This window comes from Rhodanobacter sp. UC4448_H15 (genome assembly GCF_052978265.1).
The window spans coordinates 1,940,716-1,965,208 of record NZ_CM129665.1; the positions used below are offsets into that span (position 1 = coordinate 1,940,716).

25 protein-coding genes are annotated in these 24,493 nt (G+C 68.6%); 16 read left to right on the plus strand and 9 right to left on the minus strand.

Going from position 1 to position 24,493, the window contains the following annotated elements:
* Nucleotides 1-6 precede the first annotated feature (6 nt).
* The 4 genes from ACVCMI_RS08620 to ACVCMI_RS08635 all read right to left on the minus strand — a co-directional run bounded on the left by ACVCMI_RS08620 (nucleotide 7) and on the right by ACVCMI_RS08635 (nucleotide 4,060).
* A complete protein-coding gene (locus ACVCMI_RS08620; RefSeq protein ID WP_447099121.1) occupies nucleotides 7-1,209 on the minus strand; it encodes an HlyD family secretion protein in 1,203 nt (400 codons plus the stop codon).
* A complete protein-coding gene (locus tag ACVCMI_RS08625; RefSeq protein WP_447099120.1) occupies nucleotides 1,206-2,678 on the minus strand; it encodes an efflux transporter outer membrane subunit in 1,473 nt (490 codons plus the stop codon). Before ACVCMI_RS08625 ends, ACVCMI_RS08620 begins: the two co-directional genes overlap by 4 nt.
* 11 nt (nucleotides 2,679-2,689) lie before the next feature.
* The gene (locus ACVCMI_RS08630) at nucleotides 2,690-3,214 is read right to left on the minus strand and encodes a MarR family winged helix-turn-helix transcriptional regulator (RefSeq protein WP_447099119.1); all 525 of its coding nucleotides are present in this window, start codon (nucleotides 3,212-3,214) and stop codon (nucleotides 2,690-2,692) included.
* 69 nt (nucleotides 3,215-3,283) lie between these two features.
* Nucleotides 3,284-4,060 (minus strand): TatD family hydrolase, encoded by a 777-nt coding sequence (locus ACVCMI_RS08635; RefSeq protein WP_447099118.1) that lies wholly within the window; start codon nucleotides 4,058-4,060, stop codon nucleotides 3,284-3,286.
* A gap of 172 nt (nucleotides 4,061-4,232) precedes the next feature.
* On the opposite strand from ACVCMI_RS08635, the gene ACVCMI_RS08640 reads away from it, so the two are divergent.
* Complete coding sequence (locus ACVCMI_RS08640; protein WP_395117948.1) at nucleotides 4,233-4,811, plus strand: glycine zipper 2TM domain-containing protein; 579 nt, start codon at nucleotides 4,233-4,235, stop codon at nucleotides 4,809-4,811.
* Between the two features lie 26 nt (nucleotides 4,812-4,837).
* A complete protein-coding gene (locus ACVCMI_RS08645) occupies nucleotides 4,838-5,326 on the plus strand; it encodes an outer membrane lipoprotein (RefSeq protein WP_395117950.1) in 489 nt (162 codons plus the stop codon).
* Between the two features lie 84 nt (nucleotides 5,327-5,410).
* On the opposite strand, the gene ACVCMI_RS08650 is transcribed toward ACVCMI_RS08645, so the two are convergent.
* Nucleotides 5,411-5,845 (minus strand): cell wall hydrolase, encoded by a 435-nt coding sequence (locus tag ACVCMI_RS08650; protein WP_395117952.1) that lies wholly within the window; start codon nucleotides 5,843-5,845, stop codon nucleotides 5,411-5,413.
* 475 nt (nucleotides 5,846-6,320) lie between these two features.
* On the minus strand, nucleotides 6,321-7,124 hold the full coding sequence (ygfZ, locus tag ACVCMI_RS08655; RefSeq protein WP_447099117.1) for a CAF17-like 4Fe-4S cluster assembly/insertion protein YgfZ: 804 nt from the start codon (nucleotides 7,122-7,124) through the stop codon (nucleotides 6,321-6,323).
* Nucleotides 7,125-7,255: 131 nt separating this feature from the next.
* Here ygfZ and ACVCMI_RS08660 point away from each other — a divergent pair, with 131 nt between their 5' ends.
* The 14 genes from ACVCMI_RS08660 (at nucleotide 7,256) to lpxK (ending at nucleotide 20,030) form a co-directional block, all read left to right on the plus strand.
* Entirely contained in the window at nucleotides 7,256-7,423 is a 168-nt protein-coding gene (locus ACVCMI_RS08660) for a DUF1674 domain-containing protein (protein WP_395117956.1), read from the plus strand.
* A gap of 79 nt (nucleotides 7,424-7,502) precedes the next feature.
* A complete protein-coding gene (gene sdhC / locus ACVCMI_RS08665; RefSeq protein ID WP_395117958.1) occupies nucleotides 7,503-7,898 on the plus strand; it encodes a succinate dehydrogenase, cytochrome b556 subunit in 396 nt (131 codons plus the stop codon).
* Nucleotides 7,895-8,308, plus strand: coding sequence for a succinate dehydrogenase, hydrophobic membrane anchor protein (sdhD, locus tag ACVCMI_RS08670; RefSeq protein ID WP_395117960.1), 414 nt, complete (start codon nucleotides 7,895-7,897; stop codon nucleotides 8,306-8,308). The genes sdhC and sdhD overlap by 4 nt, the downstream gene beginning before the upstream one ends.
* Before the next feature lie 25 nt (nucleotides 8,309-8,333).
* The gene (gene sdhA / locus ACVCMI_RS08675; protein ID WP_395117962.1) at nucleotides 8,334-10,121 is read left to right on the plus strand and encodes a succinate dehydrogenase flavoprotein subunit; all 1,788 of its coding nucleotides are present in this window, start codon (nucleotides 8,334-8,336) and stop codon (nucleotides 10,119-10,121) included.
* A gap of 53 nt (nucleotides 10,122-10,174) precedes the next feature.
* Nucleotides 10,175-10,957, plus strand: a complete 783-nt coding sequence (locus ACVCMI_RS08680) for a succinate dehydrogenase iron-sulfur subunit (protein WP_395117964.1) — start codon at nucleotides 10,175-10,177, stop codon at nucleotides 10,955-10,957.
* Between the two features lie 63 nt (nucleotides 10,958-11,020).
* Nucleotides 11,021-11,203: an FAD assembly factor SdhE gene (locus tag ACVCMI_RS08685; protein WP_395121375.1), complete on the plus strand. Its 183-nt coding sequence runs from the start codon at nucleotides 11,021-11,023 to the stop codon at nucleotides 11,201-11,203.
* On the plus strand, nucleotides 11,175-11,612 hold the full coding sequence (locus ACVCMI_RS08690) for a protein YgfX (protein WP_447099116.1): 438 nt from the start codon (nucleotides 11,175-11,177) through the stop codon (nucleotides 11,610-11,612). The genes ACVCMI_RS08685 and ACVCMI_RS08690 overlap by 29 nt, the downstream gene beginning before the upstream one ends.
* Nucleotides 11,613-11,705: 93 nt before the next feature.
* A complete protein-coding gene (locus ACVCMI_RS08695; protein WP_395117968.1) occupies nucleotides 11,706-12,947 on the plus strand; it encodes a lipoprotein-releasing ABC transporter permease subunit in 1,242 nt (413 codons plus the stop codon).
* A 7-nt stretch (nucleotides 12,948-12,954) separates the two neighbouring features.
* On the plus strand, nucleotides 12,955-13,653 hold the full coding sequence (lolD, locus tag ACVCMI_RS08700) for a lipoprotein-releasing ABC transporter ATP-binding protein LolD (protein ID WP_395117970.1): 699 nt from the start codon (nucleotides 12,955-12,957) through the stop codon (nucleotides 13,651-13,653).
* Nucleotides 13,654-13,762: 109 nt separating this feature from the next.
* Nucleotides 13,763-16,063: a DNA internalization-related competence protein ComEC/Rec2 gene (locus ACVCMI_RS08705; RefSeq protein WP_447099115.1), complete on the plus strand. Its 2,301-nt coding sequence runs from the start codon at nucleotides 13,763-13,765 to the stop codon at nucleotides 16,061-16,063.
* Between the two features lie 114 nt (nucleotides 16,064-16,177).
* A complete protein-coding gene (locus tag ACVCMI_RS08710) occupies nucleotides 16,178-16,822 on the plus strand; it encodes a MotA/TolQ/ExbB proton channel family protein (RefSeq protein ID WP_447099465.1) in 645 nt (214 codons plus the stop codon).
* A 10-nt stretch (nucleotides 16,823-16,832) separates the two neighbouring features.
* Nucleotides 16,833-17,264 carry an ExbD/TolR family protein gene (locus tag ACVCMI_RS08715; protein ID WP_395117974.1) on the plus strand — a complete coding sequence of 144 codons (432 nt, stop codon included), beginning with the start codon at nucleotides 16,833-16,835 and terminating at the stop codon, nucleotides 17,262-17,264.
* Nucleotides 17,261-19,045 (plus strand): lipid A export permease/ATP-binding protein MsbA, encoded by a 1,785-nt coding sequence (gene msbA / locus ACVCMI_RS08720; protein WP_447099114.1) that lies wholly within the window; start codon nucleotides 17,261-17,263, stop codon nucleotides 19,043-19,045. The genes ACVCMI_RS08715 and msbA overlap by 4 nt, the downstream gene beginning before the upstream one ends.
* A gap of 10 nt (nucleotides 19,046-19,055) precedes the next feature.
* Nucleotides 19,056-20,030 carry a tetraacyldisaccharide 4'-kinase gene (lpxK, locus tag ACVCMI_RS08725; protein ID WP_447099113.1) on the plus strand — a complete coding sequence of 325 codons (975 nt, stop codon included), beginning with the start codon at nucleotides 19,056-19,058 and terminating at the stop codon, nucleotides 20,028-20,030.
* 27 nt (nucleotides 20,031-20,057) lie between these two features.
* Here the strand turns inward: lpxK and hutI are convergent, their stop codons facing one another.
* The 3 genes from hutI to ACVCMI_RS08740 all read right to left on the minus strand — a co-directional run bounded on the left by hutI (nucleotide 20,058) and on the right by ACVCMI_RS08740 (nucleotide 24,447).
* Entirely contained in the window at nucleotides 20,058-21,323 is a 1,266-nt protein-coding gene (gene hutI / locus ACVCMI_RS08730; protein WP_447099112.1) for an imidazolonepropionase, read from the minus strand.
* Between the two features lie 13 nt (nucleotides 21,324-21,336).
* On the minus strand, nucleotides 21,337-22,794 hold the full coding sequence (locus tag ACVCMI_RS08735) for a chloride channel protein (protein WP_395117982.1): 1,458 nt from the start codon (nucleotides 22,792-22,794) through the stop codon (nucleotides 21,337-21,339).
* Between the two features lie 93 nt (nucleotides 22,795-22,887).
* A complete protein-coding gene (locus ACVCMI_RS08740) occupies nucleotides 22,888-24,447 on the minus strand; it encodes a GNAT family N-acetyltransferase (protein WP_447099111.1) in 1,560 nt (519 codons plus the stop codon).
* Nucleotides 24,448-24,493 lie beyond the last annotated feature (46 nt).

Sequence of the window (24,493 nt, forward strand, 5' to 3'; positions counted from 1 at the left end):
CTCGACTCAGCGGGCGTCGCGCGGCAGGTTGGCGCGGATGACCTGCTCGGCCTCGGCGTCGGCCTTGGCGGCCATCTGGGTATAGACGTCGGTCTGCGCCACCGGCTGCTGCGCCGGGGTGGCGGCCAGCACGCTGCCCTTGTCGTCGGTGATGTCGATGGTGACCTCGCTGGACAGGCCCACCCGCAGCGGATGCTTGTCCAGCTCGGCGTTGTCCAGCGAGATGCGCACCGGCACGCGCTGCACCACCTTGATCCAGTTGCCGGTGGCGTTCTGCGCCGGCAGCAGCGAGAACACGCTGCCGGTGCCGGCGCCCAGGCCGATCACCTTGCCGTGGAACACCGCATCGTCGCCGTAGAGATCGGAGACGACCGTCGCCGGCTGGCCGATGCGGATGTGGCGCAACTGGCTTTCCTTGAAGTTGGCCTCCACCCACAGATCGTGCAGTGGCACCACCGTCATCAATTGCTGCCCGGGCTGCACGCTGTTGCCCAACTGCACGCTGCGCTGCGCCACGTAGCCGGAGACCGGTGCGTAGATCGCGTTGCGCTGGGCGGCGATCCACGCGGCGCTGAAATTCGCGCGGGCCTGCATGACGCCCGGGTTGCGCGCCACGTCGGTGCCTTCGATTGCCGCATGCGCCGCGGCTGCCTGGGCCTGCGCGCCGGCCAGCGCGGCGCGCGCCTGCGCCACGCCGTCGCGCAGGTGCTGCACGATTTCCGGCGATTCGGCGTGCGCCGCCAGCAGCGGCAGGTGGCGTTTGAGGTCGGCGTCGGCCTTCTGCAGCGCGAGCCTGGCTGCGTCGACCTGGGCGTCGGCACTGCTGGCCGAACTGGTTTGCTGGCGCACGCCGCGCACGGCCTGGGCCAGTGCGCTGCGTGCCTGTTCCAGGCGCACCTTGGCGTCGGTGGGGTCCAGCCGTACCAGCACCTTGCCGGCTTCGACGCGCTGGGTGTCGTCGGCGAGGATCGCCACCACCGTGCCGGGCACCTGGGCCGAAATGGCCACCTGGTTGCCGCCGACGTAGGCGTTGTCGGTCTTGACCCGGGTGGAGAACACGAAGAACCACAGCGCGAACCAGGCGAGCCCGGCGAGGATGAACGCGGCGGCCACGATCAGCAGCGCGCGCCGACGCTTGGCCGCGTCCTTCGCGGCCATGCCGCTGTCGTTGGCGTCGACAGACGACCGGTCGGTTTCAGTGGTGCTCATGGGCGGGCTCCAGCGGTAACGGAAGAGGTGGCATCGGCGTTGCGGTCGGCGGCGGAGGCGTCGCGATAGCCGCCACCCAGCGCCTTGACCAGCGCGAGGTCGGTCGCCACGGCTTGCGCCTGCAACTGCACGGCCGCGTCGCGCTGCTGCAGCCATTGCGCCTTGGCCACCAGGCTCTCGCGGGCGTCGCGCACGCCCTGGGCGGCGCGCGCCTGCGCGTTGGCCAGCAGTTGCCGCTGCGCATCCACGCGGGTGCGCTGGACCACGCGCCGCGCGGCGATCTGTTGTGCGCCGAGCGCCTGCGTGGCGACTTCACGGGCGGCACCCAGCACCGTGCTGTCGTACTGCGCGATTGCCGCGTCGAGCTGGGCCTTGCTCACACCGTAGTTCGCCTTCAGCGCGCCGCCATTGAAGATCGGCAAGTGCAGCGCCGGGGCCAGCGAGAACGTGCGGCTGCCGGCGGTGAACAGCTTGCCCAGGTCGATGCTCGACAACCCGGCCATCGCGCTGATGCTGAAATCCGGGAAGAACTCGGCGCGGGCGGCGTCGGTCTGGCGCAGCGCGGCTTCGACCTGCCAGCGGCTGGCGGCGATGTCCGGGCGGCGCGAGATCAGGTCCAGCGCGGCGTTGGCGGGAATGCCTTCGTCGACGCGCGGCAGCGGTCGCGGCTGCAGCTCGGGCAGCTGTTCCGGTGCCACGCCGAGCAGCGAGGCGAGCGACACGCGGCGGATCTTCGCCGAGCCTTCCAGCGCCACGCGCATTTCCTGCACGGCGGCCAGTTGCGCGCGCGCCTTCTGCGCTTCGTCCGGCAAGTCCACGCCCTGCTTGACGCGCAGATCGGCGATGCGGCTGAACTGCTGCTGCGTGGCGAGCGCTTGATCGGCCAACTGCAGGCGCGCCTGGTCGGCCTGCCAGCCGAAGTAGGTATCGGCCACGGCGTATTGCAGTGCCAGCGCCGCAGCGCTGCGCTGCGCTTCGGCCGCGTGCGCCTGGTCGAGCGCTGCTTCCAGCGTGGCGCGCTGCTTGCCCCACCAGTCGAAGTCGTATTTGAGCTGCGCACCGAGGTCGGCCTGGTTGTACCAGCTGAAGCCGAGGAACTGGCTCGGGATCAGCCCGTGGTCGCTCAGCCGTTGCCGCGCCACCTGCGCGCTGCCGTTCACCGACAGCCCGAGCTGCGCCGCTGCCAGCCTCGCCGACTGCTCCGCCTGGGCCACCCGGCTCTGCGCCATCGCGAGGTCCGGCGACTGGCGGGTGGCGCTATCCATCAGGTTGTCCAGCTGCGGATCGTGGTATTGCCGCCACCACTGCGCCGCGGGCCAGCCGGCGCGCTCGGGCGCCTGCAGCCCGGCCAGCGGCACGTCGCCGCGCAGGTCCGGTGCCAGCAGCCTGGCCGGTGCAGCGCAGGCGGCCAGGGTCAGGGCAATCAGGGCGGCGAGCATCGCGCGTCCGCCCGGCAAGGCGTGCTTCATGCGGGAATCCTTCATGGCAGGCGCTGTTCGCCCAACTGGTCGAGATTGGCGGCGAGCTTGCGCAGCAGCCGGTCGAACTGACGCATGTCGCCGGCGCTGAAGCCGCCGAACATGGCGCCCACCTGCGGGAACATCGGCGGCAGCATCTTCTGCACGAAGCGCCGGCCGGCAGGGGTGATGCGGATCAGTACGCGGCGGCGATCCTCCTTGCTGCTGCCGCGGGTGATCAGGGCGCGCTTGACCAGCGCATTGGCGATGCGCGTCATGTTGGTGGCGCCCTGGGTGGTGAACTCGCACAGCTCGCCCGGCGTGGAACTGCCGTCCGGCCGGCTGTACAGGATCATCAGGGTCAGGAACTCGCTGTGGTTGAGCTTGTTCGGCTTGAGCTTCGCCTCCAGCTCGCGGTCGATGGTGGCGCCGAGCATCAGCATGAGCCGGCACATCCGCGCTTCCGCCACGGGCATCTGCGGGACGAGCTGGCCGACCCGGTCGATGCCTTCGTCCATCATCGCGATGCAGTTTGCGAGAGTCGCCATTTCACTGATTTATAATTCACCAGTGAAGTAAATTAGCAGGCGCCGATGGCCCGGGGCAAGTGACAATTGTCACGGGTTCCGGTCGAGGCCGAACAGGCGGCGGGCATTGGCGGAGGTGGCTTGCGCCACGTGCTGCTCGCTCTCGCCGCGCAGCTCGGCCACGCAGCGCAGGATCTCGACCAGTCGCGCCGGTTCGTTGCGTTGGCCGCGGTGGCCGGCGTCGGGCTGGTCCGGCGCGTCGCTTTCCAGCAGCAGGAACTGGATCGGCATGGCGGCAACGATGCGCCGCAGGCGCTGCGCGCGTTCGTAGGTCACCGGGCCACCGATGCCCAGGTGGAAGCCGATGTCCCACAGCTTTGCTGCCTGTTGTTCGCTGCCGGAGAAGCTGTGCACCACGCCGCGCGCGCCGGGGCAGCGGCGCAGGCTCAGGCTCACCTCTTCCAGTGCCTGGCGTGCGTGCACGATGACCGGCAGATCCAGTTCGCGCGCCAGCCGCAGCTGGATTTCGAAGAAGCGTTGCTGCAGGTCGCGATCGGGCCCCGCGCCGTGGTAGTCCAGGCCGATCTCGCCCACGGCGACCGCGGGGTGATCGCCCAGCCAGTCGCCGAGGCGCTCCAGGTGCTCGGGCCGATGGCGGTCCATGAACAGCGGATGCAGGCCATAGGCGGGATGGATGCCGGGTCGGTCGTCGCACAGGGCATGGATGCGCGGCCAGCTTTCGGCGTCGGTGGCCGGGACCACCAGTTGGCCAACGCCGGCCGCTTCGGCCCGCGCGATGACCGCGGCGCGGTCGGCCTCGAACGCCTCCAGGTCGAGATGCACGTGGCTGTCGATGAGCAGTTGCATGGGGAAGATCCGTGAATGTGGGCGCGACTGCACGGCAAGTGCGTGAAAACCATGTCATAACTTCGAGCTAGCTGCGATTCAGTCTGGCATCGGTTCAATTGACTGCGCAGGTTGTTACGTCCGCTGCACATCCCGGGCGGTAGGCTGCGCTCAAACAGAGGAGTAGGAAGTGATGAACACGTTGATGGTCAATGTACTCAAGGCGGCGATCGCCGCGGCGCTGGTGACGGGAGTGTCTGCCTGCAACCGCAGTGCGGACGCCGGCTCGACCGGTGCGGACGGCATGGCCGCGAGCGCCGATGCCGGAGTGAAGTACGGCAAGGTCGTCTCCGTCGACCCGGTGCGCACGACGGTGAACAACCCCAAGCAGGTCTGCCATGACGAGACCGTCACGCACACCGCACCGCCGAAGGACCAGCATCGCATCGCTGGCACGGCGATCGGCGCAGTGGTCGGCGGCCTGGTCGGCAACCAGGTCGGCGGCGGCAAGGGCAAGACACTGGCCACCGTGGCCGGCGCGGTCGGCGGCGGCTACGCCGGCAACCGGATCGAGGCGGCGCACCAGAAGGGGCAGGTCACCACCAGCGTCGAACGCCGCTGCGACACGGTCAACAACACCAGCAGCAAGATCGTCGGCTACGACGTCCGCTACGTCTACGACGGCGTCACCCGTACGGTCCGCATGGATCACGACCCCGGTGATCGCGTTGAGGTGAAGGAAGGCGTGACCGTGGTATCCGACGCTCATTGAGCTCATTCATCCCACAGGAGCACCTGATGACTGCACGCATTGCAAAACTTGCACTGGCCGCATCGATGACGACGGGCCTCGCCCTCGCCGGTTGCGCGACCCAGCCTTACGGCAACAGCAACAACGGCTACTACGGAGGCCAGTCGTCGGCTTACGGCAACCAGCCGGTTCGCTGCAACACCTGCGGCGTGGTGCAGGAGGTTCAGCAGGTGTATCTGGAGAACAGCGGCAACGGTGGCACGCTGGGTGCGATCATCGGCGCGGTGGCCGGCGGCGTGCTCGGCAACCAGGTCGGCAAGGGCGATGGCCGCAAGGCCGCGACCGTGGCCGGCGCGGTGGCCGGCGGCGTGGTCGGCAACCAGGTCGGCAAGCGCAGCGGTGGCGACAAGGTGGCCTGGCGCATCGTTGTCCGTCTGGACGACGGACGCTACGCCACCGTGACCCAGCGCGAGAACCCCGGCCTGCGCCAGGGCGACTACGTCGAGGTGCGCGGCGATCACGTCTACCCGCGCTGATCGTCCTTGACATACGGACGTCTGGACGTCCAAAAGAAAAGGCCACCGGAAGGTGGCCTTTTCTGTGTCTGCGATACCTGCCGCTCAGTTCACTGCGTAGAAGGCGTGGTCGCCGATCGTCACGCTGGGGCGGTTGTGCGACCACGAGGGGGAGATCGTGGTGGTCGCGAAGTGATCGGCGTGCGGCACCAGCATGCGACGCTGCGCCAGGGGCAGCTGCCAGTTGTGGATCGAGTTTCCGGCGACGTCCCACGCCTTCACGAAGGCAGGGAGGTTGCTGATCTCGAATGATCCGGACGTGGTGGTGGTGGCGAACTGGTGCGGTGCCGTGACCACCTTGCACACGGTATCGCCGTAATGCCCGCGATCGCGCCGGCGCAGCGCCACCTCGGCCACCGCCAGCTGGCCGTCGGTAGGCTGGCTGCGTGCTTCGAGATAGACGGTCGTGGCCAGGCAGGCCTGGTCAGCTACCGGCTGGGGCATCAGTGTCGTCAGCCACAACAGCAGGGAAAGTTTCATGTTCTGCCTCCAACGTGCTGTACGCGCGAAGCCGGTCTCGGCTTCTTGCGCCGTTGCGGTGGACGGGCGGGCAGGCCGTTCCACCTGGATCTGTCGCCCGGGCCGAAACTTGTGGCCAGGGCGCTGTGCCACGGGATTGTGGCGATTCGAGCGGCTCTGCGAAGCCGGCCGGAAGGGTTGTGCCGGGAACGGTGCCGTCATGCGGGCGTCGCGTTGCTTCCGGCGGCTTTGCCTCGAAGGATGGCAAGGCCTGTTCTCATCCGGCATTGCTGCTGCCGGGTCGCGCCGATACGGATTCATCCGGTTCGTCGCGTCAATCGACACCCCGTGTACCGGGTGCCGCGATATTCGATCGGCGGAGCCTAGTGGCGGGAAGCGCCGCTGGCAAGTGCCGCGATGGGCGGATTTAACTTGCACTCACGTGTTGTTGACAAGTGCCATCGCGAAAAAATCCCCGCGTGTCCGCACGTCATGTTCATGCGGACCATGACGTCTGCAGCGTCAATGCAAGTGCACGCTGGAATGACGGCGTAGCGCCTGCGCGAAGTTGTGCGGCAATGTCGTCGTCCAGCACCAGCAGCACGTCGGACGCGCCGTCGCCGTCGACGACATCCAGCACGCAACCGACCTCGCGATCGTCGATGCGCAACGCGTCGCCGGCCTGCACCGGCTGCGACGTCGTGCCGCGGTGCAGGTGGCGCTTGTGGCCACCGCGAAAATGCAGTCGCGCCACGATTTCCTGGCCGGGATAACAGCCCTTGTCGACAGCCACCGCGTCGAGCCGCTGCAGCGACAGCGCCGCGGGCAACGACGTTCCGAGCATCGGCGCCGGCAGCCACGGCCAACCGTCGCGCAACTGCAGCGCGCGCCATGCGTCGTCCGTGGAAGCGGTCGCGGAAACGAGCAGCGCATGCGAGCCGCACCCCAGCGAAACGGCGTCGCCTTCCATCGTCATCACATGCAACGGTTGCGCGGGGCCGGTACTCAAACCGCGCGCCGGCAGCGCGGTCAGCCGGACCCGGGAGCGGAACACGAATCGCTGCAGCGCCTCCACCATCGCCGCGGCTTCGCCGCCGCGCAACAGCAACAGGTAGCGTTGTTCTTCCAGCCGCGCCAGGTGGAACAGCGCACGCACGCGACCTTTCGCATCCAGCCAGGCGCTGAATTGCCAGCGGCCCACGGCAAGGCCATCCACCTTGCTGCTGAATTGCGCGTGCGCGAATGCGCCTGCATCGGGACCTTCGAGCAACAGTGTTTCGGCGATCGGGGATGCGTGCATGGTCTGGGAAGTTTGGGGCAGTCGCGCCGTTGCGCAAGTGAGCGGCATGGCCGCCATGCGGTGCGGCGCCCGCGGGCCGATGGTTGTGCTGTCCGGGGGCAAGTATTAATCTTCAGCGGCTGACAAACACCATGTCCAATACCTCAGTCCCCATCGAAACCACGCCTGCCCCCGTCAAGCCGGAGACGACCGCCAAGCCGGCCGATCCGCCGCCCGACAAGGCAGCCTTGGAGCGTCCAGCTCCGGACCCCACGCGCTACGGCGACTGGGAAAAGAACGGGCGCTGCATCGACTTCTGAGCGGGGCGCCCGGCACGGGGCGCGGCATCAAGGGGCGAATGCAGCAGGGATATCAGCGATTCCACAGAGGATAGCCGCCATGGCAGAGAAGCAACGACCGCTTTCCCCGCATCTGCAGATCTACCGCAAGCAGGTGCAGATGATGACCTCCATCACGCATCGCGCCACCGGCATCGCCCTCGCGGTCGGCGGCTTGCTGGTGGTCTGCGGCCTGCTGCAGCTTGCCGCCGGCGAAGATAGCTTCAACCGCTTCAAGGGCATCATCGGCAGCCCGGTCGGGATGGTGCTGCTGTTCGGCTGGAGCTGGGCGCTGTTCTATCACCTCTGCAACGGCATCCGGCACCTGATCCAGGATGCCGGACTCGGTTACGAGATTCCCCAGTTCGTGCGTTCGAGCTGGCTGTCGGTTGCCGGCAGCATCGTGCTGACCGCTGCGACCTGGGCCTGGGTAATGATGGCCGGAGGTGCGGCATGAACCTGCGTGTGGGAACCGACGACGTGCGCAGCCAGCTGCGCAATCCGATGAAACTCGCCCGCGGACTGGGTTCGGCGAAATCCGGCGTGGAGCACTGGTGGGTGCAGCGGTTGACTGCGGCCGCGCTGGTGGTGCTGGGCATCTGGTTCGTGATCACCGTGCTCGGCCTGCTGCACGCGGATTATGCGGCGGCGCGCGCGACGGTGGCCAAGCCGTGGAATGCGCTGCTGCTGATCGTGTTCGTGCTGACCATGTTCTGGCATGCCGTGCTGGGCTTGCAGGTGGTGGTCGAGGATTACGTGCACACCCGCTGGAAGGAGGTCGTGCTGCTCGTGGCGATCAAGTTCCTCGCGGTGCTGGGCGCACTGGCTGGCGTGCTGGCCGTGTTGCGCGTGGCGCTGACCCCCTGAGACGAAAACGCGAGGCCGGGATTCCATGGAAAGCTACAAGGTTCAGCAGCATCTTTATGACGTGATCGTGGTCGGCGCCGGCGGCGCCGGCTTGCGCGCCACCTTCGGTCTCGCCGAGAAGGGTCTGAAGGCGGCGTGCATCACCAAGGTCTTCCCGACGCGTTCGCACACCGTGGCGGCGCAGGGCGGCATCGCCGCCGCGCTCGGCAACATGAGCGAGGACAACTGGCGCTTCCACTTCTACGACACCGTGAAGGGCGGCGACTGGCTCGGCGACCAGGACGCGATCGAGTACATGTGCAAGCACGCGCCCGAAGCGGTGATCGAGCTCGAGCATTACGGCGTGCCGTTCTCGCGCACCGAGGACGGCCGGATCTACCAGCGTCCGTTCGGCGGCATGACCACGCACTACGGCAAGGGCACGGCGCAGCGCACCTGCGCGGCCGCCGACCGCACCGGTCACGCGATCCTGCACACCCTGTACCAGCAGGCGCTTGCGCACGATGCGACCTTCTTCGTGGAGTACTTCGCGATCGACCTGGTGTTCGACGCCGAGGGCGTGTGCCGCGGCGTGCTGGCGCTGGACATGAACGAAGGCACCATGCATTTCTTCCGTGGCCACGCGGTGGTGCTGGCCACCGGCGGTTACGGTCGGGCTTACCTGAGCGCCACCTCGGCCCACACCTGTACCGGAGACGGCGGCGGCATGGTGCTGCGCGCGGGCCTGGCGCTGCAGGACATGGAGTTCGTGCAATTCCATCCCACCGGCATCTACGGTGCCGGCTGCCTGATCACCGAGGGCGTGCGCGGCGAGGGCGGCTACCTCACCAACTCCGAGGGCGAGCGCTTCATGGAGCGCTACGCGCCGCATGCGAAGGATCTCGCCTCGCGCGACGTGGTCAGTCGCGCGATGACGGTCGAGATCAACGAAGGCCGCGGCGTCGGCGAGCACAAGGACCACATCTTCCTCAACCTGATGCATCTCGGCCCCGAGGTGATCCACGAGCGGCTGCCCGGCATCGCCGAGTCGGCGCGCATCTTCGCCGGCGTCGATGTCAGTAAGCAGCCGATCCCGGTGTTGCCGACCGTCCACTACAACATGGGCGGCATCCCCACCAACTACCACGGCGAAGTCGTGCAGAAGCGCGGCGACGACGTGGATGCCGTGGTGCCCGGGCTGTTCGCGATCGGCGAAGCGGCGTGCGTGTCGGTGCACGGCGGCAACCGGCTGGGCTCCAACTCGCTGCTCGACTTGGTCGTGTTCGGTCGTGCCGTGGCGCATCGTTGCGCCGAGATCATCCAGCCCGGCACGCCGCACAAGGATCTGCCCGCCACCGCGCTGGACAAGGCGCTGGAGCGCTTCGACCGCCTGCGCAACGCCAACGGCAGCACGCCCACGGCGGCGATCAGGCTGAACATGCAGCGCACGATGCAGCGCTACGGTGCGGTGTTCCGCACGGGCGAGACGCTGGACGAAGGCAGCCAGAAGATCTCCGAGGTGTTCAAGACGTTCGAGGACGTCAAGGTCAGCGATCGTTCGCTGGTCTGGAACACCGATCTGATCGAGACGCTGGAACTCGCCAATCTGCTCGAGCAGGCGGTGGCGACCATGCACTCGGCCGCGCAGCGGCCGGAGAGCCGTGGCGCACACGCCCGCGAGGATTTCCCGGAGCGCGATGACGAGCACTGGCTCAAGCACACGCTGGTGTGGGTCGACCGCGAAGGCGCCACCCGCTTCGACTATCGTCCGGTGCACCTGGACACCTTGACCGACGAGGTGGCTTCGGTCCCGTTGGCCAAGCGCGTCTACTGAGTCGTTGCGTTCGATGTCACGTCCCGTTTTCGAGAATATGGAAGGGCAATGCCATGGGTGAATTCACGCTGCCACGGAACTCCAAGATCCAGCCCGGCAAGCATTACCCGGCCAAGGATGCGAAGAAGCCGCGCACCTTCCGCATCTATCGCTGGTCACCGGACGACGACAAGAATCCGCGCATCGATACCTACGAGATCGACCTGGCCGCATGCGGTCCGATGGTTCTCGACGCCCTGCTGAAGATCAAGAACGAGATCGACCCGACGCTATCGTTGCGCCGTTCCTGTCGCGAGGGCATCTGCGGCTCGTGCGCGATGAACATCGACGGCACCAACACGCTGGCGTGCATCTGCGCGATCGACAGCGTCGCCAGCGGCGACGTGAAGATCTACCCGCTGCCGCACATGCCCGTGGTCAAGGACATCATCCCGGACCTCACCCATTTCTACGCGCAGTACGCCTCGATCAAGCCGTGGATTCGCACGCAAAGCCCGGCGCCGGGCAAGGAGCGCCTGCAGTCGCCGGAAGATCGCAAGAAGCTCGATGGCCTGTACGAGTGCATCCTGTGCGCCTGTTGCTCCACCAGCTGCCCCAGCTACTGGTGGAATGGCGACAAGTACCTCGGTCCGGCAATCCTGCTGCAGGCCTACCGCTGGATCGTCGACTCGCGCGATGAAACCACCGGCGAGCGCCTGGACGACCTGGAAGACCCGTTCAAGCTGTACCGCTGCCACACGATCATGAACTGCACCCGCACCTGCCCCAAGGGGCTGAACCCGGCCAAGGCGATCGCCGAGATCAAGAAGCTGATGGTGGAGCGGCGCAGCGCATGATGCGTCGTGGATAAGGGCCGCCTGCGCTGGCGTGCCCGCCGCGGCACGCGCGAACTGGATGCCATGCTGGGCGGCTGGCTCGACGAGCGTTTCGAGCAGGCCGACGAGGCACAGCGGCAGGCGTTCGACGAATTGCTCGACACGCAGGACCCGGAGCTGTGGGACTGGATGATGGGCCACGCCCGTCCCGACCGAGCCGACTGGCAGATCATCATCGATGACATCCGCGCCCGCCATCGGCTTTGATTATTCCCCGTCGCGGCTGCTGCCGCGCTACCTGCTGCTGGTGGCGACGCTCGCCGCGATCGGCGTGCTGGTCAGCGCCTTGCCGCCCTGGCTGCGCGCGGTGACGGTGGTTGCGCTGGCACTGGCGGCCTGGCAGGCGTGTCGCCGATTGGCGATGACTGTCGTGGCTGCCGCCGGCTGGAGCGCAGAGTCGGGCTGGACCCTGCATACCGTGGACGGCGAGGATCATCCCGCCAGCCTGGCTTCGTTCCGCGTGCTGGGCGATCTGGTGTGGCTGCGCATGCAATCGGCGCAGCACGGCATCTGCGTGCTGCTGCTGGCGCCGGACAACAGCGACGCCGACATCCGCCGTCGCCTGCGCATGCGCCTGGCGACGATGCAGCCGGGTGAGGCGCTGCCGCGCTGGTGAGGCAACTTCGTCGAATCGGCGCGGTCTTGTCGAATGACCGATAATGCCGGTCCGGGCGGCCCGCCCCGTGCCATCACCACAAGCGAATCGCCCATGTTCCGACCGCTCGAACTCTTCATCGGCCTGCGCTACACGCGCGCCAAACGTCGCAACCAGTTCATCTCCTTCATCTCCACCGTGTCGATCGTGTGCATTGCGATCAGCGTGATCGCGTTGATCACGGTGATGTCGGTGATGAACGGCTTCGACTACCAGATGCGCTCGCGCATCCTGGGCGCGGTGTCGCAGGCGACGATCACCAGCGTCGACGGCCCGATCAAGGACGTGCCGCGCGCGCTGCAGGTCGCCCAGGCCAATCCGCACGTACTGGGCGCGGCGCCGTTCGTCGAATCCGAGGCCATGCTGATCGGCCAGCGCTCGGCCGGCGTGCGGGTGCGCGGCATCGACCCGGCGCAGGAGCCGAAGGTTGTCGACATCGGCCAGCACATGATCGAAGGCTCGCTCGACGACCTGCGTTCCGGCGACTGGAACATCGTGCTGGGCCGCGATCTGGCGATGCAGCTCGGGGTGGGGGTGGGCGACCGCGTGACCATGGCGGTGCAGGAGTTGCGCGCCACGCCGATGGGCGGCATCCCGCGCATGCGCAGCTTCCACGTCACCGGCACGTTCCAGCTCGGCATGGAGCAGTTCGATTCCGGCCTGGCCCTGGTCAACATGCGCGATGCCGAGAAACTCAATGATCTCACTGGTCCGACCGGCATCCGGCTGCGCCTGGACGATCTGTTCAGCGCGCGCCCGGTGGCGCGCGAACTGGCCAGTCAGTTGGGGCAGTACTACGGCGTGCGCACCTGGATGGACGAGAACGCCAACCTGTTCCATGCGCTGTCGATGGAAAAGCTGGTGATGTTCATCATCCTGTCGCTGATCGTGCTGGTGGCGGTGATCAACCTGATCTCGATGCTGATGATGCTGGTCACCGACAAGCAGGCGGACATCGCGATCCTGCGCACGCTCGGCGCCACGCCCCGCAGCATCATGGGCACCTTCATGGTGCAGGGGTTGCTGGTGGGCTTCGTCGGCATCGGCTTCGGCGTGGGCTTCGGCGCGCTGCTGTCGTGGAAACTGCCGGGCATCGTCAAGTGGATCGAGCACACCTTCCACGTCACCTTCCTGTCGCCGGACGTCTATTACATCAGCGAGGTGCCGAGCCGGCTGGACTGGCAGGACGTGGGCTGGACCGCGCTGCTGACCTTCGTGTTCGCGCTGCTCGCCACCCTCTATCCCGCCTGGCGCGCCTCGCGCACGCAGCCGGCGCAGGCCTTGCGTTATGAGTGAGAAATCCATGTCTCCCACCCGCGAAAACGTGCTGCGCGCCAGCCATGTGGCCAAGACCTACGCCGAAGGCGGCCTGCGCACCGACGTGCTGAGCGACGTCAGTTTCACCCTGAAACGCGGCGAGACGATGGCGATCGTCGGCGCCTCCGGCTCCGGCAAGAGCACCCTGCTGCACATCATCGGCGGATTGGACACGCTGACCGCCGGCGAAGTGGAGGTGGATGGCCGCGTACTGTCGAAGCTCTCCGACGCCGAGCGCGGCCGCGTGCGCAACCGGTCGCTCGGCTTCATCTACCAGTTCCACCACCTGCTGCCCGAGTTCACCGCGCTGGAGAACGTGTGCATGCCGTTGCTGATCCGCGGCACCGCGATCGCCGAGGCGCAGCGGCAGGCGGTCGGCTTGCTGGAGCGGGTCGGCCTGGGCGCGCGCACCCACCACAAGCCATCGGAACTCTCCGGTGGCGAGCGCCAGCGCTGTGCGGTGGCGCGTGCGCTGGTGACGCGGCCGGCCTGCGTGCTCGGCGACGAGCCCACCGGCAACCTCGACGAGGCGAACGCGGCGCAGGTCTACGAGCTGATGCTGGAACTCAACCGCGAAATCGGCACCAGCTTCATCCTGGTCACGCATGACCCGCACCTGGCCGCGAAGATGGATCGCACCCTGGTGCTGCACAACGGCGTGCTGCGGGAAGGTCCGGGCGCCTGACGTCAACGGCAGGAGCGCACCCCGGCGCACGCCTACAGCACTTTCAGCATCAGCGTCGCCGCTTGCACGCTAGGCTCGACGGTCTCCAGGACGGAACGGGCGATGCGGCATGGCGCGACACGGGGCGATCACGGTGGCGCTGGCCTTGCTGGCAGGCGTGTTGCTGGTGCAGGCGTGGCCGCGCCTGCCGTCGGTGTGGATCTGCCTGCCGCTCATCGTGCTGGCGTTGGCCTGGGCGTGGCGTTGTCCGCGCTCGCGCTGGCTGTGCGCCCTGCCTCTGGGTGTCGCCTGGGCGCTGTGGTGCGGCACGCAGGCGATGCAGGCCCGGCTGCCGCGCGCGCTGGAAGGCCGCGACGTGCTCGTCGTCGGCAGTCTCGACGGATTGCCGCTGGCGCGTACCGATGCCAGCCGCTTCACCCTGCGGGTCGAAAGCGCCCAACTGGACGGCCGGCCGCTGGCCTTGCGCGGCCTGCTCACCGTGTCGTGGTACGAGGGCGCGCCGCCGCTAGCGCCGTGCACGCGTTGGCGCCTGCTGCTGCGCCTGAAGCGCCCGCGCGCGCTGCTCGACCCCGGCAGCACCGACAGCGAGCGCTCGGCGCTGGAGCGCGGCATCGTCGCCACCGGCTACGTGCGCGAGGATGAAGGCAATCGCCGCCTCCCGGGTCCGCGCTGGTGCGTGGACGGCACGCGCGCGGCGATCGCCCGCGGCATCGCCGCGCGCGTGCATGACCCGCACGATGCCGCGCTGTTGCGCGCCTTCGCGGTCGGCGACACGCGTGGCCTCGGCCAGCAGGACTGGGCGGTGGCACGGGCGAACGGCGTCTCGCACCTGATCGCGATCTCCGGCTTTCACGTCGGCGTGGCGGCGGTGTTCGGCGTGTGGCTGGCCTGGCTGGTCTACGCGTGGTGGCCGCCAGCGGCGCTGCGTCTGCCGCGGCCGCAGGCGCAGGCTGCCGCGGCGCTGCTGTTCGCCGTGGTCTACAGCGCGCTGGCCGGCTTCGGCCTGCCTACCGTGCGCACGCTGTTGATGATCGCGGTGGTGGCGCTGGCGCGTTGCAGCCGGCGCGGCAGCAGCGGGGCGCAATCGCTGGCGCTGGCGATGATCGCGATCCTGCTGGCCGATCCGTTGGCGGTGCTGGCGCCGGGGTTCTGGTTGTCCTTCGTCGGCGTGGCGTTCCTGATTCTCTGCCTGCAGGCGCAAGGCCGCGGTTGGCGTGCCTTCCTGCACGAACTCTCCGCCGGCCAGTTGCTGATGACCGTGGCGCTGCTGCCGCTGACCCTGTGGTTCTTCGGCCAGGCGTCGCTGGTCGGTGCGCTGTCCAACCTGGTCGCGGTGCCGGTGGTGAGTTTCGTGATCGTGCCGTGCGCGCTGTTCGGGATGCTGCTGTTGCTGCTGTGCCCGCCGCTGGCCGCGCCGGTGCTGTGGCTGGCCGCGCGGATCGTCCACGCGCAATGGTGGCTGTTCGAGCGCATGGCCACCTGGCCGGGGGCGCACTGGTATCTGCCGGCGGTGCAGCTCCACGCGCTGCTGCTGGCGGTGGTCGGTGCGCTGTGGATGTTCATGCCGCGCGGGGTGCCGCTGCGCTGGCTCGGGGCGGTGCTGTTCCTGCCGCTGCTGTTGCCGCCGCGCAGTACGCCGGCCGACGGAGCGTTCCGGTTGTGGGTGCTCGACGTGGGGCAGGGGCTGGCGGTGCTGGTGCGCACGCACGATCACCTGCTGGTCTATGACACCGGTGCGCGCTATCCCTCCGGTTTCGACCTCGGCGAGGCCGTGGTGTTGCCGTCCATCCATGCGCTGGGCCTGTCGCGCGTGGATATGTTGATGATCAGCCATGGCGACAATGATCACGCCGGTGGCGCGCAGACGGTTGCAGAGGCGTTTCCGCAGGCACGCCGGCTGGCCGGCGAACCCGCCCGCATGCGCGTGCCCATGCAGCAATGCGCGGCCGGACAGGCGTGGCAGTGGGATGGCGTGCGCTTCCGCGTGCTGAGCCCGGCGCCCGGCGGCGGCGACCGCGACAACGACAGCTCCTGCGTGCTGCTGGTGGAGGGACGCGGCGGGCGGGTGCTGCTGCCCGGCGACATCAGTTCGAAGGCGGAACCGGCGGTGGCCGCGGCGGTGGGGACGGGCCCGCCGCCGGTGCTGGTAGTGCCGCATCATGGCAGCAAGACTTCCTCCGGTGCGGCCTTCATCGCGGCGTTGAGGCCGTCGCTGGCGCTGGTTTCCGCCGGTTGGCGCAATCGCTTCGGGCACCCGCGTGCGGAGGTCCTGGCGCGCTATGCCGAGGCGGGCGTGCCGTTGTTCAACACCGCCGTGGAGGGGGCCGTGGAGGTGGAGTTTCCCGCCGACGGGACGCCGCGACGGCAGCCGGGCTGGCGCCGGCAGCAGCCCCGCTACTGGCGCGAGTAGCATGGTGCGACGCCGGGATTGCCACGCCTGCCGCAGTACGCGCGAACGACGCTGCTATCATGCGCGCTTCCCCGGAGCGTGGTGCGGCGAGGACTGAAGGTGCTTGATATCCTGATGGCGGGCGGCTGGGCGATGGTGCCCATCCTGATCTGTTCGGCGGTCGCCCTGGCGATCGTGCTGGAGCGTTGCTGGACGCTGCGCCGCAGCTCGGTGCTGCCGCCCGGGCTGGGCGACGAGGTACGCCAGTGGGCGCGCTCGGGCCAGCTCGATCCCGGTCATCTGGAAGCCCTTGCCAACGGCTCGCCGCTGGGCGAGCTGCTGGCAGCCGCGCTCGCGGTGCGGCGGCAGCCGCGCGAGATCATCAAGGAGCGCATCGAGGACACCGGTCGCCACGTGGTGCACCGGATGGAGCGCTATCTCAACACGCTGGGCACGATCGCCCTGATCGGCCCGCTGCTGGGCCTGTTCGGCACCGTGATCGGCCTGATCCGCATGTTCATGGAGGTGATGGGCGGCGGCATCGGCGATCCCGCGCGGATGGCCGGCGGCATCGGCGAGGCGCTGATCTGCACCGCGTCCGGCCTGACCGTGGCGATCCCCGCCTACGTGCTGCACCGCTACTTCCGCTCGCGCGTGGCCGGTTACTGCGTGCTGATGGAAAAGCAGGCCACCGCCTTGCTGGACGACCTGACCCTGGCCGCGCCGGCACCCGCGCGTACCCGTCGCGCGGCGGCACCCGTCGCGCCGAGCGCGGGCTGAGGCACCGACGATGCGCATCGGCAACGACCGCCGCGGAGACGATTTCGAGATCAACGTGATTCCGTTGATCGACGTGCTGCTGACCCTGCTGATGTTCTTCGTGCTCACCAGCACCTTCGTGCAGCATTCGCGGCTGAAGGTGACGCTGCCGCAGGCGAGCGTGCAGGAGCGCGACATGAACGCGCCGGCGCTGACCATCATGATCGACCGCGATGGCCGCTTCTTCGTCGGCAGCGACGAGGTGATGGGCGAGGGCATCGAGGCGCTCAAGCAGAGCCTCGCGCGCCATGCCGGCGACAGCCGCGACCAGGCGGTGACGATTCGTGCCGATGCCATGACGCCCAACCAGAACGTGGTGACCGCGATGGATGCACTGGGCCAGCTTGGCTTCACCCGCCTGTCGATCGCCACGACACCGAGCAAACCGGGCGCCGCGCAATGAACGCGGACCAGGCGACCGCGGCAGACGCGGGCAGCTGGCCGACCTACAAACGCCTGCTCGGCTACACGCGACGCTACTGGGCGATCGGCCTGGTGGCCTTCGTCGGCATGCTGGCCGACGGCGGCGGGTTGGCGCTGTTCACCGGGCTGATCAAGCCGATGATCGACAACCTGTTCGCGCAGAAAGACCCGTACCTGATCTTCTGGATGCCGATCTGGATCATCGCGATCTTCCTGGTGCGCTCGCTGGGCACCTTCGTCAGCGATTACGGCATCTCCTACATCGGCCGGCACGTGGTGCAGGCGCTGCAGCTGGAGGTGTTCGCCGCGTACCTGAAGCTGCCGGCGCCGTATTTCGGCAGCGAGCCGTCGGGCCAGCAGATCTCGCGCATCACCTACACCAGCGAACAGGTCGCCGCGGCGTCCAGCAGTGCGGCGAAGATCGCCATCACCGACGGCTTCACCGTGATCGCGATGCTGTTCGTGATGCTCTATTACAGCCCCTACCTGACGCTTTCGCTGCTGGTGATGGTGCCGGCGATCGCGCTGGTGGCCACGGTGGTGGCGCGCCGCTACCGGCAGATCAGCCGGCGCATCCAGGGCAGCATGGGTTCGGTCACCGGCACGGTGGAGGAATCCGTGGGCGCGCATCGCGAGGTGCGCGTGTACGGCGGCCAGGCGCATGAGGCCGAGCGTTTCGACCAGATCACCCGGCATACGCGGCGGCTCAACCTGAAGATCGCCGCCACCAACGCGGCGTCGAGTTCCACCGTGCAACTGGTGGCGGCCAGCGCGCTGGCGGCACTGGTGTTTCTCGGCACGCGGCCGCAGGTATTGGTCAACATGACGCCCGGCGTGTTCTTCGCCGTGCTCACCGCGATGGGCACCATGCTGCCGTCACTGAAGCGCCTCACCAACGTGCAGGCGAACATCCAGCGCGGACTGTCGGCGGCCGAGGACATCTTCGACGTGATCGACCTGCCGCCGGAGCGCGATGCCGGCACGCTGGAGCTCGAGCGCAGCCGCGGCGAGCTGCATTTCGTCGACGTCGGCCTGACGTATCCGCGCAGCCATGTTCCCGCCCTGCAGGAAGTCAATCTCGATTGCGCGCCCGGCACGGTCACCGCCCTGGTCGGACGCTCGGGCAGCGGCAAGAGCAGCCTGGTCAGCCTGCTGCCGCGCTTCAACGTGCCCGGCGCCGGGCGCATCGTGCTCGATGGCGAGGATTGCCGCAGCTACACGCTGGCTTCGCTGCGCAGGCAGATTGCCTGGGTCGGCCAGAGCGTGGTGCTGTTCAACGACACCGTGGCCAACAACATCGCCTACGGCGAACTGGCCGGCGCCAGCGAGGCGGAAATCGTCGCCGCGGCCGAGGCGGCCAATGCGATGGAGTTCATCTCGCGCATGCCGCTCGGCATCCACACGCCGATCGGGCAGAGCGGCAACCTGCTCTCCGGCGGCCAGCGCCAGCGCATCGCGATCGCCCGGGCGATCCTCAAGAACGCGCCGATCCTGGTGCTGGACGAGGCCACCAGCGCACTGGATACCGAGTCCGAACGGCTGATCCAGCAGGCGCTGACACGGCTGATGAAGGATCGCACCACGCTGGTGATCGCCCATCGCCTGTCCACCGTGGAAGGCGCCGACCAGATCGCGGTGATGGATCAGGGCCGCATCGTCGAGCGCGGCACCCACGCCGAACTGCTCGCGCTGAAAGGGCAGTACGCCGCGCTGCACCGCATGCAGTTCCACGACGCCGCGGCCGTAACGGCCGGCGGCTGAGACGCCCGTCATGGCGCTGCCCGACACGCTCGCATCGGCCTGGTACGGCGGCGGTCGCGCGCCGTGGTGGACGTGGCCGCTGGCTGCACTCTACGGCGGCGTGATCCGGCTTCGTCGCGCGTTGTACCGCATCGGCTGGCTGCGCCGCGAGCGCCTGCCGGTGCCGGTGGTGGTCATCGGCAACCTCACCGCCGGCGGCACCGGCAAGACGCCGCTGACGATCGCGGTGGCCGCCAGCCTGCGCGAGCACGGTTTCCGGCCCGGCGTCGTGAGTCGCGGTCACGGCGGCACGCAACGCGAGCCGCTGCTGCTCGGCGGCTCGCCGGACCCGCGACAGGTCGGCGACGAACCCTGTCTGATCCGCGCCAGCGGCGTGCCGGTCGCGGTCGGGCGCGATCGTCCCGCGGCGGCAAGGCTGCTGCTCGACGCCGGCTGCGACGTGGTGGTGGCCGATGACGGCCTGCAGCATTACGCGCTGGCGCGCGACGTGGAGATCTGCGTGATCGACGGCGTCCGTCGCTTCGGCAACGGCAAGCTGCTGCCGCTCGGCCCGCTGCGCGAGCCGCTGGGCCGGCTGCGCAGCGTGGACCTGCGCGTATGCAACGGCGGCACCGCCGAGGCCGGCGAATATCCGATGCAGTTGCGCGGCGACGAGGCGGTGGCGCTGGAAGGCGGCGAGCGTCGCCCGCTGGCCAGCTTCGCCACCGGGCCGGCACATGCGGTGGCGGCCATCGGCAACCCGCAGCGATTCTTCGACAGCCTGCGCGCCGCCGGCATCGAGGTGATCGGGCACGCCTTTGCCGACCACCATGCGTTCAGCGCGGACGAGCTGGATTTCGCGGACGACCTGCCGCTGTTGATGACCGACAAGGATGCGGTCAAGTGCCGGTCGTTCGCGCGGCCGCACTGGTGGCGCGTGCCGGTGCGGGCGGAATTGCCGCCGGCCTTCCATGCCGCCTTGCGCGAACGCCTTGCGCGGTGGTGATCCGAAGAGTCCTGGCGCGGCGACTCCCTACGGCTGGGTGCCCGCCGCGCGCTGCGCAGGCTTGCGCCGCGATACTGCCTCGCCGGCCACGTAGACCCGCCGCGCCAGGTTGCCGCCGATCCAGTAGCACAGTTCCGCCGGCTGGCGCGCATTCCAGATCACCACGTCGGCGCGCTGGCCAGCCGCCAGCGTGCCGCGATCGGACAGACCCAGCGCGCGCGCGGCGTTGACGGTCACGCCGCGCAGCGCTTCTTCCGGGGTCAGCCGGAACAGCGTGCAGGCCATGCCCGCCGCCATGCGCAGCGACAGCAGCGGCGAGGTGCCGGGGTTGCAATCGGTGGCCACCGCCAGCGGCACGCGTTGTTCGCGCAGCAGGTCGATCGGCGGCAAGCGGGTTTCGCGCAACGCGTAGAACGCCCCCGGCAGCAGCACCGCGACGGTGCCCGCGGCGGCCATGGCGCGCACGCCTGCCTCGCCCAGATGCTCCAGGTGATCGGCCGACAGCCCGCCGAACTCGGCCACCAGGGCGGCGCCGTGCTGGTCGGACAACTGCTCGGCGTGCAGCTTCACCGGCAAGTCGAGTTCGCGTGCCCGCTCGAACAGACGACGAACTTCCGCGACGCTGAAGCCGATGCTCTCGCAGAAGCCGTCGACCGCATCGACCAGGCCTTCGCGCGCCAGCGCCGGCAGCATCTCGTCGCAGACCAGCGTCAGGTAGTCGGCCCGGCGATCCTTGAACTCCGCCGGCAGTGCGTGCAGGCCAAGGAAACTGGTGCGTACGCTGATGCCCAGCTCGCGGCCGAGCCGGCGCGCCACGCGCAGCATGCGGCGTTCGCTGTCCAGTTCCAGGCCGTAGCCGGATTTGATCTCCAGCGTGGTCACGCCGTCGGCCAGCAGCGCGCGGGCGCGCGGCAGCGCCTGCGCGTAGAGAAACTCTTCGCTGGCCGCACGGGTGGCCTTGACGGTGGAGGCGATGCCGCCGCCGGCGCGGGCGATCTCCTCGTAGCTGGCGCCATTCAGGCGCAGGTCGAACTCGTCGGCGCGGTCGCCCCCGAACACCAGATGGGTGTGGCAATCGATCAGCCCGGGGGTGACCAGGGCGCCGTCCAGCGATTCCACTTCGTCGGCCAGCGCCACCGGCGCGTCCGGCAGTTCGTTCATCCGCCCCAGCCAGGCAATGCGCCCGTGCTGCATGGCGATGGCCGCGTGCTCGACCAAGCCATACGGCGTTTCGCCGGCGAACGTCGCCAGGGTGGCGTTCAACAGCAGGCGGTCCCAGCGTGGTTGGGTCATCGGTATCGCTCCGTCATGGTTTGCCGGGATGCTGCGGTTGGCCGGACTCGGCGGAGTCGGGGTAGGCCGTGGTCTCGGCGGCTGCGGGCAACGGTCTGGCGGGCTGGTGGTGGGCCCGCTCGGCCTGCTGCTGTCGCTCGGCGTCGCGCACCATGCGTTCGGCGAAGTCCCGATATACCGGGGTCGGGCAGAACAGCGACGCGGCCGCGCGAGCAAGCAGACAGGCTGCCATGATCGGAATCACCATGTCCTGGTTGTCGGTCAGCTCCATCGCGATCACCGCCGAGGTCAGCGGCGAACCGGTGACGCCGGCGAGGTAGGCGCTCATGCCCAGCAGCACCACCGCACCGGCGGGCGCGCCCGGCAGCAGATGCGCGATGTTCTGGCCCAGGCCGGCGCCTACCGCCAGCGCCGGCGAAAAGATGCCACCGGGGATACCGGCCCAGTACGAGACCACATTGGCCAGCAGCTTGGCGATGCCGAAGTCCTGGCCCGGCATGGCGGCCGTGCCCTGCACGATCGCGCGGGCCTGGTCGTAGCCGGTGCCGTAGATGCTGTTGTGCGTACACACGCCGAGCACCGCCAGTGCCAGGCCGCAGCCGGCGGCGAACAACACCGGCCAGCGCGCGCGAAGGCGACCGACCTGCGCCAGCGGGCCGCGTCGACTGAGCAGGATCAGGCGCGCAAACAGGCCGCCGAGCAGGCCGCAACCGACCCCGGTCAACAGCACGGCCAACCAGGCGCTGCCCAGCGGCAGGCTGGCGTCCACTTCGCCGAAGTATGAGTAGTTGCCCATGACGCCCAGCGACACCACGCCGCCGATGATCACCGCGGTCAGCAGCAGGCCGCTGAAGCGGTGCTCGAACGTCCCGGCCAGCTCCTCGATTGCGAATACCACGCCGGCCAACGGCGTGTTGAACGCCGCCGCGATGCCGGCTGCGCCGCCGGCGAGGATGAAGCGCGATGCAGCCTTGGGGTCGCTGAAGCCGAAACGCCTGCCGATGGAGTAGAACAGCGCTGCGCCGACATGCACGGTCGGGCCTTCGCGCCCGATCGAGGCGCCCACCGCCAGCGACGCCAGGGTCAGCACCATCTTGCCGGCGGCGACCGGCAGCGACAGCATGCGCGTGCGAAAGCCGCCGTCCTCGATGTGCAGCGAGGCGATCACCTGCGGAATGCCGCTGCCGCGGGTCGCGCGCAGGCGCCCCTCCGTTGCCTGAGCGAGCAGCCCGAACACCAGCGGAGTGAGGATGAGCGGTATCCAGATGCCGTGATCCAGGATGCGCAGGAACAACTGGTAGGACCAGACGCTGGCCTTGGCGAACAGGATCGCGGCCAGCGCCACCAGCACGGCGCCCGCCCACAACACCAACCGGCGTTTCCAGTGGTGCGGCGCAAAGAACTCATGCCCGAGCAGCGCCTGCAGGCGGGGATTGGAGGATGCTGGAGCGGACTTGGGCGGTTCTGGCATGGCGCGATTATCGCAGACGGCCGCGGCAGGATTGATGCCGCCAGCCCTGGCCGTCCGATACCGGTGCGAACGCTGTCGCACCGCGAGTCGCCATCAGCGTGGCCGCCAGCGGGTTTCGTAGAGATCGAAACGGCGGTCCTTGAGGTTGGTCACCGCGCCGGCGTTGCGCGCGCGGGCCAGGGTTGCCAGGTGCAGGTCGGCGAACAGCACGGTCTCGATGTTCGGCGTGGAGTCGGCGGCGATGCCGTCGCGGGCGAAGCCGAAGTCGCTGGGCGTGAGGATGCAGCTTTGCCCGTACTGGATGTCGAAGTTGTTGACCCCGGGCAGGTTGCCCACGTTGCCGGACAGCACCACGTAGCACTGGTTCTCGATCGCCCGCGCCTGCGCGCAGTAGCGCACGCGAAGGTAGCCCTCGCGCACGTCGGTGCAGAACGGCACGAACAGGATCAGCGCACCCTGGTCGACGAGGTGGCGCGCCACCTCGGGAAACTCCGAGTCGTAGCAGATCATCACCCCGATCGGGCCGCAGTCGGTGAGCACGGTGGCCGCGCTGTCGCCGCCGGCGATGTTCCACACGTTGCGCTCGCTGGGCGTGGGGTGCAGCTTCTCGCGCTCGTGCAGCGAGCCGTCGCGCAGGCACACGTAGCAGACGTTGTGGATGTCGCCGTTGGCCTGCTCGGTCGGGTGCGTGCCGGCGATGATGTTGATGTTGTAATGGACGGCCAGACGGCTGAACAGCTCCTTCACCTGCGGCGTGTACTGGCTGAGCTTGCGGATCGAGTCGACCGGGGACAGCTCGGTGTTCTCGATCGACAGCAGCTGCAGCGTGATCAGTTCGGGGAAGGTGACGAAGTCGGCGTTGTAGTCGGCGGCGATGTCGGTGAAATACTCGACCTGGGTGGCGAACTCCTCGAACGAGGCGATGCGCCGCTGCTGGTACTGCACTGACGCCACCCGCACCGCGTCGGGCAGGCGCTGCGGCGAGGGGATCGAGGGCGTGTCGGGCTGGTCGAGCAGTTGCGGGTTGCGCCAGACCAGGTGCACGGCGTAGCCCAGCGACTCGTGGTCGGAGGGCACGTAGCCGCGCAGCAGGCCGATCACCTCGAAATCGTTGGACAGCTGGAAGCTCAGCGTGAGGTCGCGCCGCCGGCCTTCGGTCACCGCCTGCACGTAGGACTCGGCACTGCCGTAGCGCGCGATGTTCTTCGCCAGCCCCGGAATGCGCCCGCCGAACACGATGCCGCGCAGCTTGAGATTCATGCACAACCGCTTGCGCGCGCGATACAGCCGCTGGCCGATGCGCATGCCGCGGTAGTCGGGGTGCACCACGACTTCCATGCCGTACAGCCAGTTGCCGTCCGGCTTGTGGCGCGAGGCCATGCCGCCGCCGGTGATCTCCATCCAGGTGTGCGGCGCCAGCGCGGTGGCTTCGTCGATGCGGAAGGTGGCGCAGTAGCCGACGATGCGATCGTCGTACTCGACCACGAACTGGCCTTCCGGGAAGTGCGTCTGCTGTGAGCGCAGCATCTCGGCCGAATGGCCCCATTCCGGGCCGTAGACCCGCCCGGTGAGTTCCACCAACTGCGGCACGTCGACCGGCCGCGCCTGGCGCAACAACAACCGCGGGGTGTTTTCACTGGATTTGCCTGCCATGCGGGCCATTATGCATGGGCGTGTCGAGGCTCGGGTGAAGGCGCGG